The 16,460-nt window shown below is 61.8% G+C and carries 12 protein-coding genes; 6 read left to right on the top strand and 6 right to left on the bottom strand.

Going from position 1 to position 16,460, the window contains the following annotated elements:
* Position 1: 1 nt before the first annotated feature.
* Complete coding sequence (locus tag D3H54_RS08170; RefSeq protein ID WP_149378622.1) at positions 2 to 1,432, top strand: sugar nucleotide-binding protein; 1,431 nt, start codon at positions 2 to 4, stop codon at positions 1,430 to 1,432.
* Here D3H54_RS08170 and D3H54_RS08175 read toward each other — a convergent pair.
* Genes D3H54_RS08175 through D3H54_RS31710 form a run of 4 tightly spaced genes read right to left on the bottom strand, consistent with a single transcriptional unit; the run spans position 1,429 to position 7,801 of the window.
* The gene (locus D3H54_RS08175; RefSeq protein WP_149383412.1) at positions 1,429 to 4,356 is read right to left on the bottom strand and encodes an MMPL/RND family transporter; all 2,928 of its coding nucleotides are present in this window, start codon (positions 4,354 to 4,356) and stop codon (positions 1,429 to 1,431) included. The two genes, D3H54_RS08170 and D3H54_RS08175, sit on opposite strands and share 4 nt — an antisense overlap.
* A 15-nt stretch (positions 4,357 to 4,371) precedes the next feature.
* On the bottom strand, positions 4,372 to 7,251 hold the full coding sequence (locus D3H54_RS08180; RefSeq protein ID WP_149378623.1) for an MMPL/RND family transporter: 2,880 nt from the start codon (positions 7,249 to 7,251) through the stop codon (positions 4,372 to 4,374).
* Complete coding sequence (locus D3H54_RS08185) at positions 7,248 to 7,667, bottom strand: MmpS family transport accessory protein (RefSeq protein ID WP_149378624.1); 420 nt, start codon at positions 7,665 to 7,667, stop codon at positions 7,248 to 7,250. The genes D3H54_RS08180 and D3H54_RS08185 overlap by 4 nt, the downstream gene beginning before the upstream one ends.
* A complete protein-coding gene (locus D3H54_RS31710) occupies positions 7,667 to 7,801 on the bottom strand; it encodes a hypothetical protein (protein ID WP_286199168.1) in 135 nt (44 codons plus the stop codon). Before D3H54_RS31710 ends, D3H54_RS08185 begins: the two co-directional genes overlap by 1 nt.
* A 674-nt stretch (positions 7,802 to 8,475) precedes the next feature.
* Here D3H54_RS31710 and D3H54_RS08190 point away from each other — a divergent pair.
* Positions 8,476 to 10,011 carry an MFS transporter gene (locus D3H54_RS08190; protein WP_149378625.1) on the top strand — a complete coding sequence of 512 codons (1,536 nt, stop codon included), beginning with the start codon at positions 8,476 to 8,478 and terminating at the stop codon, positions 10,009 to 10,011.
* A gap of 6 nt (positions 10,012 to 10,017) precedes the next feature.
* On the opposite strand, the gene D3H54_RS08195 is transcribed toward D3H54_RS08190, so the two are convergent.
* Positions 10,018 to 11,409, bottom strand: a complete 1,392-nt coding sequence (locus D3H54_RS08195) for a condensation domain-containing protein (RefSeq protein ID WP_286199169.1) — start codon at positions 11,407 to 11,409, stop codon at positions 10,018 to 10,020.
* 156 nt (positions 11,410 to 11,565) lie between these two features.
* On the opposite strand from D3H54_RS08195, the gene D3H54_RS08200 reads away from it, so the two are divergent.
* The 3 genes from D3H54_RS08200 to D3H54_RS08210 are packed head-to-tail and all read left to right on the top strand — an operon-like array spanning position 11,566 to position 14,890.
* On the top strand, positions 11,566 to 12,570 hold the full coding sequence (locus D3H54_RS08200; protein WP_149378626.1) for a sulfotransferase family protein: 1,005 nt from the start codon (positions 11,566 to 11,568) through the stop codon (positions 12,568 to 12,570).
* Between the two features lie 60 nt (positions 12,571 to 12,630).
* Positions 12,631 to 13,899 carry a glycosyltransferase gene (locus D3H54_RS08205; RefSeq protein ID WP_149378627.1) on the top strand — a complete coding sequence of 423 codons (1,269 nt, stop codon included), beginning with the start codon at positions 12,631 to 12,633 and terminating at the stop codon, positions 13,897 to 13,899.
* On the top strand, positions 13,892 to 14,890 hold the full coding sequence (locus D3H54_RS08210; RefSeq protein WP_149378628.1) for a Gfo/Idh/MocA family protein: 999 nt from the start codon (positions 13,892 to 13,894) through the stop codon (positions 14,888 to 14,890). The genes D3H54_RS08205 and D3H54_RS08210 overlap by 8 nt, the downstream gene beginning before the upstream one ends.
* On the opposite strand, the gene D3H54_RS08215 is transcribed toward D3H54_RS08210, so the two are convergent.
* Positions 14,881 to 15,699, bottom strand: a complete 819-nt coding sequence (locus D3H54_RS08215; RefSeq protein ID WP_168214810.1) for an alpha/beta fold hydrolase — start codon at positions 15,697 to 15,699, stop codon at positions 14,881 to 14,883. The two genes, D3H54_RS08210 and D3H54_RS08215, sit on opposite strands and share 10 nt — an antisense overlap.
* A gap of 231 nt (positions 15,700 to 15,930) precedes the next feature.
* On the opposite strand from D3H54_RS08215, the gene D3H54_RS08220 reads away from it, so the two are divergent.
* The gene (locus D3H54_RS08220) at positions 15,931 to 16,437 is read left to right on the top strand and encodes a DUF2505 domain-containing protein (protein WP_149378630.1); all 507 of its coding nucleotides are present in this window, start codon (positions 15,931 to 15,933) and stop codon (positions 16,435 to 16,437) included.
* Positions 16,438 to 16,460: the final 23 nt, after the last annotated feature.

A 16,460-nucleotide genomic window follows, 5' to 3' on the forward strand; every position in this document is an offset into this window, starting at 1 on the left:
AATGACGGAGCTGGGCAAGACGCTGCGCGCAACTGCCACGGCGATTCCTGGTCTTGTCATCTGGGACCTGCCTGTCCACGGCGACAACCGAGGCTGGTTCAAGGAGAACTGGCAGCGGGAAAAGATGGTCGCTGCGGGGATGCCCGACTTCGGCCCAGTTCAGAACAATGTGTCTTTCAATGAGTCTGCCGGTACGACGCGCGGTATCCACGCCGAGCCGTGGGACAAGTACATCTCGGTGACTACTGGCCGGATCTTCGGCGCGTGGGTCGATCTGCGCGACGGGCCGACCTTCGGGACCGTGGTAACCGCTGAGATTGACCCATCGCGCGCGGTCTTCGTGCCACAGGGCGTCGGTAACGGATTTCAGACCCTGGAGCCGAACACCGCCTACACCTACCTGGTCAACGACCACTACTCGCCGGATGGTGTCTACACCTCGCTGAACCCCGCGGACGAGACCGTCGCGATCGACTGGCCGATCCCGCTGGATCAAGCCGAGCTGTCCGTCAAGGACCGGGCTCAGGGACCGCTGTCGGAGGTTGTCCCCGTGCAGCCACGCAAGATCCTGGTGATCGGTTGTAACGGACAGTTGGGCCGCGCTCTGCGTGACGCCTACGACGGCCTGTCGCATGTCGAGTACGTCGATCTGCCCGACTTCGATCTGACCTGCGATGAGCTCGCGTCGGCGCGCTCCTGGCGCGAGTACGAGACGATTGTCAACGCCGCGGCCTACACCGCGGTCGATCTGGCTGAGACTCCGGAGGGCCGAGAGGCGGCGTGGGCGGCGAACGTCGCCGGCATCGCGAACCTGGCGCGGGTCGCGGCGGCACACCGCCTGACGGTTGTGCACGTGTCGACGGACTACGTGTTCGATGGAAGCTCGACACGTCCCTACCGGGAGGACGATCTTCTCTGCCCTCTCGGGGTGTATGGCCAGACGAAGGCCGCCGGCGATCAGATCATCGGGACGCTGGACCGGCATTACATCCTGCGCACCTCATGGGTGATCGGTGATGGGCGAAACTTTGTGCGCACCATGCTTTCTCTCGCCGAACGTGGTATCGACCCGTCGGTGGTCGACGACCAGATCGGCCGGCTGACGTTCACCTCGGAATTGGCGCGGGCCGTCCGGCATGTGCTCGAGACATGCGCACCGTACGGGACCTACAACGTGACCGGATCCGGACCCGCCACCTCATGGGCGGACGTGGCGCGGAGCGTGTTCTCCCTCGCGGGCCACGACCCTGGGCGAGTGTCCGGGGTCTCCACGGCGGAGTACTTTACAAACACGACCAATCCTGTTGCGCCACGGCCGCTTTACGGCGTGCTGGATCTGGCGAAAATCGAGTCGACGGGGTTTGTGCCTGCTGAAGCCGGTGAGAGCCTGGCGGATTACGTCCGCCTGGAGACCCGGACAGCAGTCACTTAGACCGTCGCTCTTGGAATTTCGGAAGTTACGGGTTCGTCATCCGCACGGTCCTCGCGAGGCAGCACGTAGGCCCGCGCCGACGCACGTGTTCCTTCGGACCGGAGCATGAAGCTGGCCGGTCGGGGACGAACCCGCAGCGGCCACCAGAACCACCTGCCGAGCAGCACGGCGATCGTCGGGGTCATAAACGACCGTACGACCAAGGTGTCGAACAACAGCCCCATGCCCACGGTGGTGCCGACCTGGCCGATGATCTGCAGATCGCTGGACACCATCGCGGCCATCGTGAACGCGAACACCAGGCCGGCGTTGGTCACGACCTTGCCGGTGCCGCCCATCGCGCGAATGATGCCGGTGTTGATGCCGGCGGACAGTTCCTCTTTGATGCGAGACACCAAGAGCAGGTTGTAATCCGAACCGACCGCCAGCAGCACGATCACCGACATTGGCAGCACCATCCAGTGCAATTTGATGCCAAGAAGATACTGCCACAACAGCACTGAGAGACCGAAGGACGCACCCAGAGACAGCGCCACGGTGCCGACGATCACCAGAGACGCAATCAGGCTCCGGGTGATCAGGAGCATGATGATGAAAATCAGGCAGAGCGCGCCGATCGCCGCGATCCAGAGATCGTATTTGGAACCATCGCTGAAATCCTTGAACGTCGCTGCGGTGCCGGCGATGAAGATCTGCGAGCCCTCCAGGGGTGTCGTTTTCAGAGCCTCCTCGGCCGCGGTGCGAATCTTCGGAATGCTTGCGATGCCGGCAGGGGAGGCCGGGTCGTCCCTATGGGAGATGATGAACCGAGCCGATTTCCCGTCCGGCGAAAGGTAAGCGTCCATCGCGCGCTGGAAATCCTTGTTTTGGAAGACTTCTGGCGGTAGGTAGAACGAATCGTCGTTCATGGCGTCGTCGAACGCCTGTCCCATGGCGGTTGCGTTCTTGGCTGCCATGTCCATCTGACTGAAGGCACCGGACATCGTGGCGTGCATTGTGAGCAATGCGCCCCGCATTGTTTCCATGATCGCGATCATCGGCGGCATCTGCGCGAGTATCTGCGCAGTAAGCTGGTCCATGCTGTCCAGATCGGGCATCATCTTGCCCATCGAGTCGCTCAGCTTATCGACACCGTCCATAGCGTCGAAGGCGCTTCTTACCGAGAAACAGACGGGAATGTCGTAGCAATGTGGTTCCCAGTACAGGTAGCTGCGGATCGGCCTAAAGAAATCGTCGAAATTCGACAAGGCATCCCGCAGGTCGTTGATCTGTTCGAACATTTCTTTTGTCATGGCGATCGACGCATGACTGACGGCGGTGAGTTGCTCCTGCAACGCCTGAAGGCGCTTCATCAGTGCGATCTGCCGGTCTAGAACGTCGACCTGCTTGCGCAGCGTGTCCACCATCCCGCGCATGAAACCGGCGGCTTGCTGTTGACCAGCATTCTGCATGCTGATCAGAAACGGTATCGACGTATTCTCGAGTGGCGTTCCCTCGGGTCGGGTCACCGCCTGAACTCGTGAAATCCCCGGAACCCGGAAAATAGCCTTAGCCAATCGGTGCAGAACGATAAAATCCTGGGGATTGCGCATGTCCCGATCCGATCGGATCATCAAAATATCGGGCATCATCCGGGACTGCGAAAAATGGCGGTCGGCGGCCGCATTCCCCAGATTCGCCGGAAGGTCTTTCGGTATGTACAGCCGATCGTTGTAGCTGGTTTGGTAGCCAGGCAGTGCGAGCAGGCCGACCAGAGCAATAGCAATTGTCGCGATGAGAATGGGTGCTGGCCAGCGAACGACCGCCGTGCCGATCCTTCGCCATCGACGGTTCTTGAGCCAGTGCCGCGGGTCGAACAAGGTGAAGCGTCCTCCGATGGCCAGAACCGCGGGAACGAGCGTGACCGCCACAGCGACGGCGACGAGCAGGCCGACTGCGCACGGGATGCCCATGCTCTGAAAGATCGGGATCCTGGTGAAGCTCAGGCACAACATGGCCCCGGCGATGGTCAATCCGCTGCCCAGGACCACGGGTGCGACGCTGTGATAGGTGGTGTAGTAGGCGGTTTCGACATCGTCGCCGGATTGCCGGGTTTCCTGATATCGGCCGAAAAAGAAGATCCCGTAGTCGGTTCCGGCCGCCATGGCAAGGCCGACAAGCAAAGCAGTGGCGAATGTCGAGAGCCCGATGATGTTGTGGTCGGCCAGAAATGCCACGATTCCGCGGGCGACAAGGACTTCGAGTCCGACCGTGAGCAACAGCGCGATCACGGTGACGAGCGAACGGTAGACGAAAAGCAGGACCACGAAGATGATGACGCCACCGATGAGGGTCATCTTCAGCATGGAATGATCGCCGGCCTGCTGCATATCAGAGACCAGTGCCGCCGGTCCGGTCACATAGACCTTGATGCCAGCCGGGGGTGAGGAGTGGTCGACGATCTTGCGGACCGCCGCAATCGAGTCTTGGCCCAACGTCGTGCCGGTGTTGCCGGCCAAGTTCATCTGGACGTATACGGCCTTGCCGTCTTTGCTTTGCGCGCCTGCAGCTGTGAGCCGATCTCCCCACAAATCCTGTACGTGCTGAACGTGCACGGTGTCACTCTTGAGCGCACGAACTAGTCCGTCGTAGTACGTGTGCGCGTCAGGCCCGAGCTCGTGCTGACTCTCGATGACCAGCATCGCGAAACTGTCGGAGTCGAACTCTCTGAAGTCGCTGCCCATGCGCTGCATGGCGACCACCGCCGGGGCGTCCTGGGGCGCCATTGGTACCGAGTGCTCTCGGCTCACTGTCTCCAACCACGGGACGAAGAACGTCACGAGGATCGTCAGTGCCACCCACGCCACGACGATGACGGGCGCCAGAGTACGGATGGAGCGTGCCACCAACGGCCGACGGATCGGGCTGGTCGGCTCAGTTGTCAGTTGGTTGTCAGGCACTTACCGCTCTTGGTTCAGCAACAAGGCGCGTACCAGGGGGCGCGGTCCGGTGGGCCGTAGCATCGTGCTGGCGGGTCGGGGCCTAACGTTTGTCGGCCACCAAAACCAGCGCCCCAACAGCGCGGCGATGGACGGCAGCATGAACGATCGCACGACCAACGTGTCGAACATCAGGCCGATAGCGATCGTCGTGCCGACCTGACCGAGGGTGATCAAGGGACTGACCGCCATCGACCCCATGGTGAACGCGAAGACCAGCCCCGCACTCGTCACGACCTTGCCGGTGCCGCCCATTGCGCGGATCAGACCGGTGTTCAAGCCTGCGTGGAGTTCCTCTTTCATCCGGGAAACGAGTAGCAGGTTGTAGTCGGATCCCACCGCCAGAAGAATGATCAGCGCCATTACCAGGACGGCCCAGTGTATTTGGATGCCGATGACAACCTGCCACAGGAACACTGCGAGCCCGAATGAAGCGCCGAGTGAAATCAGCACCGTGCCCACGATCACAAGGGCGGCGATCAGGCTACGAGTGACCAGCAGCATGACGATCAAAATAAGACATATCGCCGCTATTACCGCGATAGCCAGATCGTATTGTGAACCCTTCACCATGTCGCCAGTCACCGTCGCGGTGCCCGATAGATAAATTGGCGATTCTTCGAGAGGAGTGCCTTTTAATGCTTCCTCGGCCGCGGTTTTTATGTCGTTGATTCTAGACAGGCCGTCAGGTGAGGTGGGATCGCCCTTCTGCGTAATGAGCATGCGGGCGGCTTTGCCGTCCGTCGAGATGAAGATGTCCATCATCCGTTTGAAGTCCGCGTTCTGAAAGACCTCTGGCGGAATAAAGAACGTGTCGTCGTTGCGGGCGCCGTCAAACGCCTTGGCCATGGCTGTCGAATTGTTGTTGTTGTCGCCTGCCTGACCGAACACCCCCGACGATGTGCTGTGCATCGTCAGCATCATGGTTCGCATGCTCTCCATGATTTCGATCATCTCGGGGAACTGGGCGACCAGTTGGGGCATCAGCACTTTCATTTGGTCAAGGTCGGTAACGAGCTCGTGCAGCTTGTCGGTGACCCCGTCGACGCCGTCCAACACATCGAAAATGCTTCTGATCGAGTAGCAGATAGGGATGTTTGCGCAATGTGGTTCCCAGTAGAAATAATTGCGAAGCGGCCGCCACATATCCTCGAAGTCCGCGATATTGTTACGCAGCTCGTTCGTGATGTCTTCCATGCTATGGGTATTTTCGACCATTGAATTCATCGTCGCGACCAATTGCTGCATCAGGCTGTACATGTTCTTCATGATCACGAGGGATTTGTCTATTTCGCCGACCTGATTCAGCAGGTCGTCCATGGCCTTTTGTTGGAAGACCATGAATTGTTGCTGACCGGCTTGTTGCATGTCGAGCATGTACGGGATCGTTGTGTGCGGTATCGGGGTTCCCTCCGGCCGGGTGACAGCCTGGACCTTAGAAACGCCCGGGACCGCGAGGACGGCCTTGGCCAACTTGTTCAGGATTAGAAAATCGGCTGGATTCCGCAGATCGTGGTCCGCCTCGATCATGAGGATTTCAGGCGACATCATCGCCGACTGCGGGAAGTGTTGCTTCGCAGCCGCAAGTCCCTGGCTGGCGGGGATATTGTCCGGCAGATAGTTCTGCTCGTTATAGCTGGGGTTATAGATCGGCAATGTCAGGAGCCCGACCAGCGCGAGCGCCAACGTCGCAACGAAGATGGGTGCTGGCCATCGCACCGTTGCCGTGCCAATCCGGCGCCACCCGTAGCCCTTCACTCGCCGCTTCGGTTCGAACAGGCCGAAACGGCTCCCAAGGGCCAGAACAGCCGGAAGCAGCGTGAGCGCGACTACGACGGCGACCATGATCGCCGCTGCGCAAGGGATGCCATTGGCCTGGAAATAGGGCAGGCGAGTGAAGTGCAGGCAGAAAATCGCGCCCGCGATTGTCGAACCAGAAGCCAGGACGACTTTCGCGACCCCGCCATAGCACGTATAGAAAGCCGTCTCTCGATCCTCGCCGGCTTGGCGGGCTTCCTGGTACCGCCCTATGAAAAATATCCCGTAGTCGGTTCCGGCCGCGATCACGAGCGATGTCACGAGATTGATGGCGACAGTAGTGAGGCCGATGAGCCCGTGATAGCCCAAGAATGCGATGACTGCCTCGGCGACTTGAAATTGGATACCGACCACCAGCAACAGGAGGATGACCGTGATGATCGAACGGTAGATTACGAGCAATACAATCAACAGCACGGCGGCAGTAACCGCCATGATGATTGGCTGGGATTTGTTGCCCGTGCTGCTGACATCTGCCGCGATTGCTGCGGGTCCGGTGATGTACGTCTTCAGGCCAGGCGGCCGCGCGGTGTGGTCAACGATATTGTGAACGGCGGCAAGCGATTCCGCACCGAGGCTTTCGCCTGCGTTGCCCGCTAGGTACAGCTGGACGTATACGGCCTTGCCGTCCGCGCTTTGCGCGGCGCCTTTCGTGAGGTCGTCACCCCAGAAATCCTGTATGTGTCGCACATGCCCCGGGTCATCTTTGAACTTCTGTACCAACTCCTTGTAGTACGCGCGCGCGTCGTCGCCGAGTGGCTGATCGCTCTCAAGTAGGACCATCGCGACACTCGTGTTCGTCGGCTGGTTAAATCTCGCGCCGATTCGCTGCATAGCCTTGTACGACGGCGCGTCTATCGGGTCCAGCGATATGGAATGGTCTTTCGCGACTTGCTGCAGCGGGGGAATCGTCGCGCTCAACGTGAAGAGGATTCCGAGCCACGCCAAGATGATGAGGGGCGCGAAGCGTCGGATCGTCTGGGCTATGACGGGGCGCCGGTCCTGGGACTGATGGTTGCTCATGCGGCCTTCAGCAGGCAGGAGGTAAACGAACTCACCTCGTGGTGAACGACTTTCTCGGCTTTGACCTCACCACCAATTAAGATTCGGCACCCGATAGTGTCGGTGTCGCCCTGTGCTGCGATGCTGCCAACGGCTGCCGCAGTGGTAAAGGGAAACTCCACCGACCACGGCAGCGTCACCCCCTCCTCCTTCTCGGGGCTACCCTTGGCGCCGAAATAGCTAATCGTGGCTACAGTTCCCGGTGCCCCGAAGACCTCATACCTCAAGTACTGCGGGTCGATCGGATCGCCGTCGCTGGCTCTGGTGTCGGTGTACGGGATGTATTGGTCGGACCCGAAAACGCTCCGCAACTTCGACACCGCGAACCCTCCGGCGGCGACCACCGTAACAATGACGACTGGAATCCACAGCCGCATCAGGGCTTTGCCAACCCCCGGTCGTCGGCGGCGGCGGTGACTTTCGCGAGGTGAAGTTTGGTGAACTGGCCGGCGAAGCATGCGCCGACGGCCGGAAGTTCCACCAGCATTTTGGGGGCCTTGGGTAGCGTCATCGGACGGGGTCGGCTCAATGTCGGGCAAACTGCCTTCGACCACTGGACCCACCCTTCCACCTTTCCGTCGTTTGCCGGCACGCCACTGCGCTAGCCGCCAACGATGCAACTTACACATGCGTCAGCGACATCATACGTGGATGTGATTGTGGCGGATGTCACATCACCTGCAGCGCCCGGACGGGCGGCTGCAAATTATCTAGGCAGTAAACCATGTGAAGCGGGCCATGACGGTTACTTTCGAAATACCTGGGAATCAGCTGGCTTCCGCGTGCGTAAGTGCGCCACGCTAACGTTTGGTCGGCGGACCCTCTATTTGCGAGAGGTAGTCCGAACTGTCAGATGTGGGCTTTCACAGATTGCGGCATCTGGCTGCTGCTGTTCCGCCCACCCGTTGCGGCCTGGAAAGTTGGCGAGGCAGATTTCCTACGCTCGAAGTCCAACGACAGCAAACTCCCGTAGGGCGGACCTCCGCCGCGTCGGTGATCGCGGGACAGGCCATGTACGCGCCCGCTCTGCTGCGACCTCGCCAATAACTGCAATTTTGCTAGCTCATTTCGAAACGCCAGACGCCTAGACCACACCTTGTTAGGGTGGCCCGCGGTGAGGCGGCGCTCTACCCAGAGCCATGCACTGCCGAACCTCACGGAACAGCGCGCGGAATGAGCGGCCCTATGTCAGCGGACCCCACCATGATGGACCGGTCGGAAAAGCAGTCCCGCACGTGGATGCTGTCGCGCGAATTTCTCGGCCCTCTCATAACGATCGGCATTGTCCAATTGGTTGCAGCGATGGACGGTCCCGTTGTGGTTTTCGCTTTGCCGAAAATCCAGAACGAGCTTGGCTTGTCCGACGCCGGGCGCAGCTGGGTCGCGACCGCCTATTTACTCACCTTTGGGGGCCTGATTCTGCTGGGCGGTCGCCTCGGTGACACCCTCGGCCGCAAACGCACGTTCGTCCTCGGGGTCGCCTTCTTCACCGTCGCGTCTGCCTTGTGCGCCGTCGCGTGGAATGAGGGCTCGCTGGTCGTGGCTCGGTTGCTGCATGGCGTGGCCGCCGCGATCGTTGCGCCGACGTGTACTGCGCTGTTGGCGTCCGCCTTCCCGAAGGGGCCTGCGCGCAACGCGGCCGCGGCGATGTTCGGTGCGACGGTCGCGATCGGGGCAGTACTCGGGCTCGTGTGGGGCGGCGTGCTGACCGGGGTCTCATGGCGGTTGGTATTCGTGCTGAATGTGCCGGTCGGGCTGTTAGTGATCTGCCTGGCTCGCAATATGCTTCAGGAAACCCAGAGGGAGCGGAGGCGGCTCGACGTGGCCGGCTCGGTGTTGGCCACGATGGCGTTCATCGCTGCGGTGTTCGGATTTTCAGTGGCGCCGGAGAAAGGCTGGCAGTCCGCGGCCACGATCGGCGCCGGCCTGGTGGCGCTGACCGCGTTCGTAACCTTCGTGGCGGTGGAGCGTAAAGCCGAGAACCCGATCGTGCCGTTCAATCTGTTCGCCGACCGCAGTCGAGTTGCCGCCTTCGCAGCCATCTTCATCGTCAGCGGGATCTCGTTCACTCTGACCGTCTCGATCGCGCTCTATCTGCAGAACATCATGGGTTACAGTCCGCTGCGCGCTGGCGCGGCGTTCGTGCCGGTGGCCATCGCGATGGCTGCGGGGACACTCACTGCGTCACGGTTGGTGACGCGGTTCTCACCGCGGACGATGGTGATCCTGGGCGCCACCCTGGTCCTAGGTGGCATATTCGTCGGTGGGATGAATCTGAGCCGCGATCTCCCGTACTTCCCGAATCTGATCGTGCCGATCGTCGTCGGAGCTGTTGGTATCGGCACGATTACCGTGCCCCTCGGCTTGGCGCTGGTCGGTAGTGTCGGACCCGACCGCATCGGGCCCGTCGCGGCGATCATCGTGATGCTGCAGAGCGTCGGCGGGCCGGTCATGCTGGTCATCATCGAACTGGTAATCATTCTGCGCGTTCGGCACCTGGGCGGCACCGACGGGCCGGTGCAGGATATGAATGCGAGGCAGTTGCACGCACTGGATCTCGGCTATACCTATGGTCTGCTGTGGCTGGCCGGGGTGGCGGTGCTGCTGGCTGTGGTGGCGCTGGGCATCGGCTACACCGCCCAACAGGTGGCACATGCGCAAAAGCTGCAGAGCAACGCAGACGACGGCGAGGGCGACGATTCGAGTATCACCGCGAGGTAGTCCGGCTCAGTTCATCTCGCCTGTCAAGCCGAACTCCGCCAGCGATTGCGCAGCCAATTCCCGCAGCGCAGCTTTCGTCGGCACGGAATCGGGGTGGTACGCACAGATACATATACCAACCTTGTTGAGCTCCACGGCGGTGCCGAAGTAGACGTGCAGTTGGCTGCCGATCTTTTCGAGCCAGTGCTGAGTCAGGTGTTGGCTCGCCCCTCGAGCAAAGGCGGTGCTGCACAGCGTGCCGTCGGGCCGAATCGCCGCGGGGCCGGTATCGCCGAGGTTGGTGCAGAGGGAGGGCTGTTCGGGGTCGTTCAGCCCGTAGTCGACCATTTGCCGCCACGCCCGCTGCGGTGTGAACGGTGTCAGCGGGGCGAACTGGTCTGATTCGTCATGTTGCGATTCCTTATAGGTTTTCAACGCGTCCCTGATGGCGTTGCGGGCGGCACGCAGATTCGTCGTCACACCCGTCGGATCGATGTTGACCCTGGCAAAGGAGACTGCTACCGCACGTAGGTCATCCTCACCAGTGCGATTGTTGACCGTCATCAGCATGGTCACCTCCCCGGAATCGCCGTGCCGGCGTCCCATGAGCTGATCGAGCCTCGCGGTGAATGCGGCGGCCAGTGCGCTGTTGGTTCCGCCCAATGCCTCGACGCGGGCGTTCCATTCGTCCAGAGGGATCTGGATCCACATGCTGGGCGCGGTCACGGGACCGTCCGCGCCGCCGGTCGGCGCGACGATGGGCCGCTGCGGCTCTGGCCGCGTGGCATCGTTGCGTCGGCGGCGGGCCTCCTTTACCGCCGCGACAAGTGCCCGGGCAACGGCGGGTGCATCCCGCGCCGCCCCACGAACGTCCTCAACCGCTGCCTGAAGTCGACTGCGTGAATGTGGTGGTGGATAGCCAAGATCGGGTGTCATGTTGAAGGCCGCTTGAGATACCGCGATGGCAGCTCCGATGCCGTCGATCACGTAGTGGGATAGCACCAGACTGATCGCAGTAGACCCATCCGCGAGTGGGAGGACGCTGAGCCGGAAGCCCGGCCCGGATTCCGGGTCGAGAGGAAGTTGCGTGCATTCGTCGAGCCAGTCACCGAGTTCAGCGCGGGGGCGCGCGGACGGGGCGATCTCGATTTCCGCCAGCCGAGGGGCGGTGACCCACCGGTCACGACCGAACGGCAGCGGCGAACCCTCGATAAGGCGCCCCAACAATCCGCCGCTGAGATTCTGGTGGAACTTCCTCAACCCGTCCAGGTCCACGGCGCGCTCGTAGACCCACCCGACCTGCATGACTTCCTTTTGCCCGGCGGCACGGTGAGCGGCATAGAAGGCTTGATCCATCAACGCGCGGCGGTTGTCCGAGCGCGCGTCGCCAGAGGGTGTGCGGCTGTTGCGAATTGCCACGGATCAGCCTCCGATTGCTTGGATAGATCGGCCCTGCAGGACCGATTCATCGCGACAGATTAGCCGACTCGCCTCCGTCGCTCGGCCGACTGTGCTCCAATCATCCGGAGCAATTTGACGCTCGTGCATACGCAATCTCGAGAGGCTATCCCACGAATGACCCGGCGTCGGCAACCCACTGTGCAATCCGTGTCCATATCCGCGGGGCGCCCGGTGCTTGTCTTCGTCGTCGGATTCGGCCGATCGGGGACCTCAGCGCTTACGCGGGTTCTTTCGCACTGTGGTGCTGCGCTTCCGCCCGGTCTCTTGGGCGCGATCGCGGACAATACGCGGGGTTGCTTCGAACCACGTGAGGCGATCTACCTCAATGAAGCGATCCTTCGGCGTCAGGGACGCTCCGGCTACGACCTGAAATTGCGCACCTCTGAGGACGGCGCCGTTGGCGCCGAAACCGATGCGGCAAGTGTCGAGAAAATCAGGGCCTATCTGGCCAAAATGCCAGCTGCGCCGGTCGTGGTGATCAAAGAACCCAAGATCACCGCCATCAGCGACGTCTGGTTCGAGGCGGCGCGCCTGGCGGGATTCGACGTCGCGTCCATCATCGCGGTACGTCATCCAGCGGAGTGCATCGGTTCGGTTGAGAAGCGCGCCCACCGCCAGAACTATGTCCGCGCCTCGCCGGAGCTCGTCAGTGCCTGGTGGCTGAAATACACGTTGCTCGCCGAGCGAGACACCCGCGGGGTATCCCGTGTATTCGTCGAGTTTCCCAACCTCCTGGACGACTGGCGTCGGGAGGTGAAGCGGATCGCCACCGCTCTTGGGATCGACCTCGATGATCAGGATGAGAGTGCCATTGACAGTTTCCTCACACCGGACCTTCGACACCACCGACGGGCGGGCGCGGTTGTCGAGCCCTTCGGGACAGACTGGGTCGGTTCCACCTACGACGCGATGAGCGCCGCCGCGCGGGACGAGCCCTGGGATGCTGCCGGGCTGGACCGCGTCTTCGAGGAATACCGGGTGAGCGAACGTGGCTTCCGGACGGCCTTCGAGGACTTCCGTCGCTATCGGCATGTGAACTGGTTCCTTTGGCCACCCCTGGTGAAGGTGACGCTCGAAGTTCTCGCAAAGATCAACCGCCGCAAGGAAACATGGACCTAGTCAACGACGACGGTAATTTCGCGGAACGCGCACTGGTGTGAGAGGCCGGGGATTACGCACATGAAGTTTGTGCTGGCGTTCTATGGAACCCGCGGTGACGTCGAGCCCGGACTTGCTGTGGGCCGGGAATTGATGCGGCGCGGACATGCCGTGTGTATGGCCATTCCGCCCGACCTGATTCCGTCTGCTGAACAGCTGGGGCTGCCGGCCGTAGCCTACGGACCGGAGAACAATGAGTGGTTGGGTGTGACGAGCGACTTTTGGAAGCGATTCTTCCGCAACTTCTGGAGTATCCGCGAGCTGAAGAAACTACTGCGCGAATCGCGAGAGCCCGGCACCAAGGCGTGGGCCGAGATGAGTACGACGCTGACGTCGGTGGCGGCAGGGGCGGACCTGCTGCTGACGGGACTGAGCTACGAGGAACTCGCGCTCAATGTCGCGGATTACCACGAGGTTCCGTTGGCCACGCTGTTGTGGTTCCCGGTACGCGCCAACGGCCGCCTTGTTCCGAAGCTGCCAGCGCCCTTTACTCGCTCGGCGATGCGCGCTTCTGAATGGGTCGTTTGGCAAAGCGTGAAGAAAATCCAGGGCGCGCAGCGCCGGGAACTGGGCCTACCCAAGGCAAAAGGTACTGCGCCGCAACGGATTGCCGAACGCCGGTGGCTGGAGATCCAAGGCTACGACGAGGTCTGCTTTCCCGGATTGGCCGCTGAATGGGCGAAGTGGGAAGGTCAACGACCGTTTGTCGGCACGTTGACGCTGGAAACGCCAACGGCTGCCGACGAGGACGTCGCGTCGTGGATCGCGTCGGGAAAACCGCCCATCTTCTTCGGATTCGGAAGCATCCCGGTCGAATCCCCGGCTGACACGCTGGCGATGATCGCGGCGGTGTGCGCACGGTTGGGGGAGCGTGCGCTGGTTGGGGCCGGTTGGAGCGACTTCGGTGACGTTCCTCATTTCGACCACGTCAAGGTGGTGGGCGCGGTGAATTTCGCGACGATTTTTCCGCTCTGCCGCGCTGTCGTCCACCACGGCGGTGCAGGTACCACGGCAGCGGGTCTGCGCGCGGGGGTCCCCACACTGATTCTCTGGATGGCGGACGTGCAAATGATCTGGGGAATCATGGTGAAACGCCTGAAAATCGGTACTGCGCGCCGCTTTTCGACAACAACGGAAAACAGGCTCTACGCAGACCTGGTTACCATACTCGCTCCGGACTGCTGCGTGCGAGCTCGCGAGGTCGCCTCGCAGATGACCAAACCCGCTGACAGTGCCACAGCCGCCGCGGATTGCGTGGAGGAATTCGTGCGGGGAAGTGCCGGTGTCTGAGAGCCGGGCCCCGGTGCGTATCGGTATTCTGGGTGCGGCAGGCGTCGCTCCGCAAGCGCTGGTCAACCCAGCCAAGCGGAACGTCGAAGTCGACGCGGCCGCAATAGCCGCGCGCGACGTGTCCCGCGCCCGATCTTTTGCCGCACAGCACAACATCGATCGGGTGCACGACAGCTACGAGGCACTGATCAACGATCCAGACCTTGACGCTGTCTACAACCCGCTGCCGAATGCTCTGCACGGCAAGTGGACTCGCGCTGCCTTGGCTGCGGGTAAGCACGTGCTGTGCGAGAAACCATTCACGGCCAACGCCGCCGAAGCCCGTGAAATCGCCGAACTATACGACGCGTCAGACCGGGTCGTGATGGAGGCATTCCATTACCGGTATCACCCGTTGACCGTACGGGTCGAGCAGATCATTGCCGCGGGGGAGTTGGGCACGCTGCGCCGTGTGGAGGCGGCCATGTGCTTCCCGCTGCCGAAGTTCTCCGACATCCGTTACGACTACGGCTTGGCCGGTGGCGCGACAATGGATGCCGGATCCTACGCAGTGCACATGCTCCGCACGTTTGGCGGCTCCACCCCGGAAGTCGTTTGGGCCGAGGCGAAACTGCGCGATCCTCGAGTGGACCGGGCCATGACCGCCGAGTTGCTGTTCAACGAGGGGCACTCGGGCGGCCTTCGCTGCTCGATGTGGTCGAGGAATTTGCTGCTGTTGAGCGCTAAGGTGATTGGCGATCGCGGAGAGTTGCATGTGCTGAATCCGATTCTGCCGCAGATCTTCCATCGGCTCACGATCCGGTCCGAAGCGGGTAGACGAGTGGAACGCTTTAGTCGGCGTCCGAGCTATGAGTATCAACTCGACGCTTTTGCCGCGGCAGTGCTGCGCGGAGAGCCCGTGATCACGACGCCGTCGGACGCGATCGAAAACATGGCTGTCATCGACGAGATTTATCGCGCTGCAGGTCTGCCGCTGCGCGTTCAAGCCTGAGGTGGTTCCGGCTGATTCGGGACGGGCGGCGACATCTCGATCTCGTCGGGAAGCGCCACGCCGGTTAGCCAACCGTCGATGGTGCGGGCGAAAATGACGGGATGGCGCAGCGGCCAATTGTGGCGGGCACCGCGCGCGATTCCCGCGACTGCATTCGGCATTCTGCGCTGCAGTGCAGTCGCAGACTCGTGTACGAACCCGGGCTCCGCGGCCCCGGTCAGAACCAACGTGGGTGATGCCGATGTCTCGAGCCCCTCTGGAAGGGTGAAGCCTGCAGACGCGACGACGATCTCGGAGTATCGCCCGGCCGGCATGAGCCGTACGCCGTCGGGATCATCACCGTCCTCGGTGGACGCCACCCCGATAGGTCGAGTTTTCTCCCGGTTGGACTGTGACATCTCGAAGGATCGCGAGATCCCGGCAACCGCGCCAAGCAGACGTCGCGTCAGCCAGACTCCCGGCAGTGTGTTGATGATCGTGCCGCACAGCACAGCTCGGTCGAAAAGGTGCGGTTTGGTTGCCAACAATTGAGTGCCCACCTGAGCCCCGAGCGAATGGGCAACAAGGTGCACCCGCCCGCTGCCGGAGTTGACCTGGAGCAGTTCTGCCACCGCTGTGGCGGCTCGATCAATGCTGAACGGCCCCTCCTGTGCACTCTCGCCGTGCTGGGGCAGGTCGGGAAATAGGCAGCGATAGTGGGGCAGCAGTTCGATTACGGGTTGCCAGGACCGGCCGCTGCGCTCCGCTCCGTGAAGGAACAGAATCGTGGGCGCATCGGCCGGACCGAGTTCCCGTGCGAACAACCCCATGGCATCGACCTTAAGGCTCACCGGACCGATTGCCGGTTGGTCGGCGAAGACCCGTGTCATTGCTGAGCGTTGACCGACCCGGCTGCGAGCGCTGCCAAACACAAATTCCGATTCGCCCTCTTCGCATCGGATCTCCTCTTACTCTGGTGCCGCGGCGGAACGCCCACACAAACTGCACGCGGGTGTCGAGCGTGCATCACCGCCCCGGATGGTAGGAGCTCAGACGGACCCATGCCGCGTTCGATCGACATCTTGACTGAATCTTCCGCCACCGTTGAGCAGATTAATGCGGCATTCGGCCGCGAAGACTATTGGTTGGCGCGCGTTGCCGGGGACGACAGCGTCACGCTGGATTCGCTGCATGTCGACACCGACGGGGACGGCGCGGTGACAGCGCATATCACCCAATATCTGGGTCGCCAGTTGCTGCCGGGCCTGCTTGCCAGGTCAATGCCCGGCGACCTGAAGCTCAACTACCGCGAGACGTGGCGACCAGGCGCTGACGGCAGTACGCGTGGGGAGGTCACTGTCTTGGTGGCGGGCGGTCTCGGATCCAGTCGTGCACAGAATTCGCTGATGCCGACGGGCAACGGCTCCCAACTTCGTTCCGCCGTAAGCGTCGAGGTCAAATTGCCTGTCGTCGGCGGCAAGCTCGAACAAACCATCGCTACCGGTCTGAGCGAAAGCATCCCCTCAATGTTGCGCTTCACCACCACCTGGATCGCCGAGAATGCGTGACGCATCGTCTGTTCTGACATAGG

Source organism: Mycobacterium sp. ELW1 (assembly GCF_008329905.1).
GTDB lineage: Bacteria > Actinomycetota > Actinomycetes > Mycobacteriales > Mycobacteriaceae > Mycobacterium.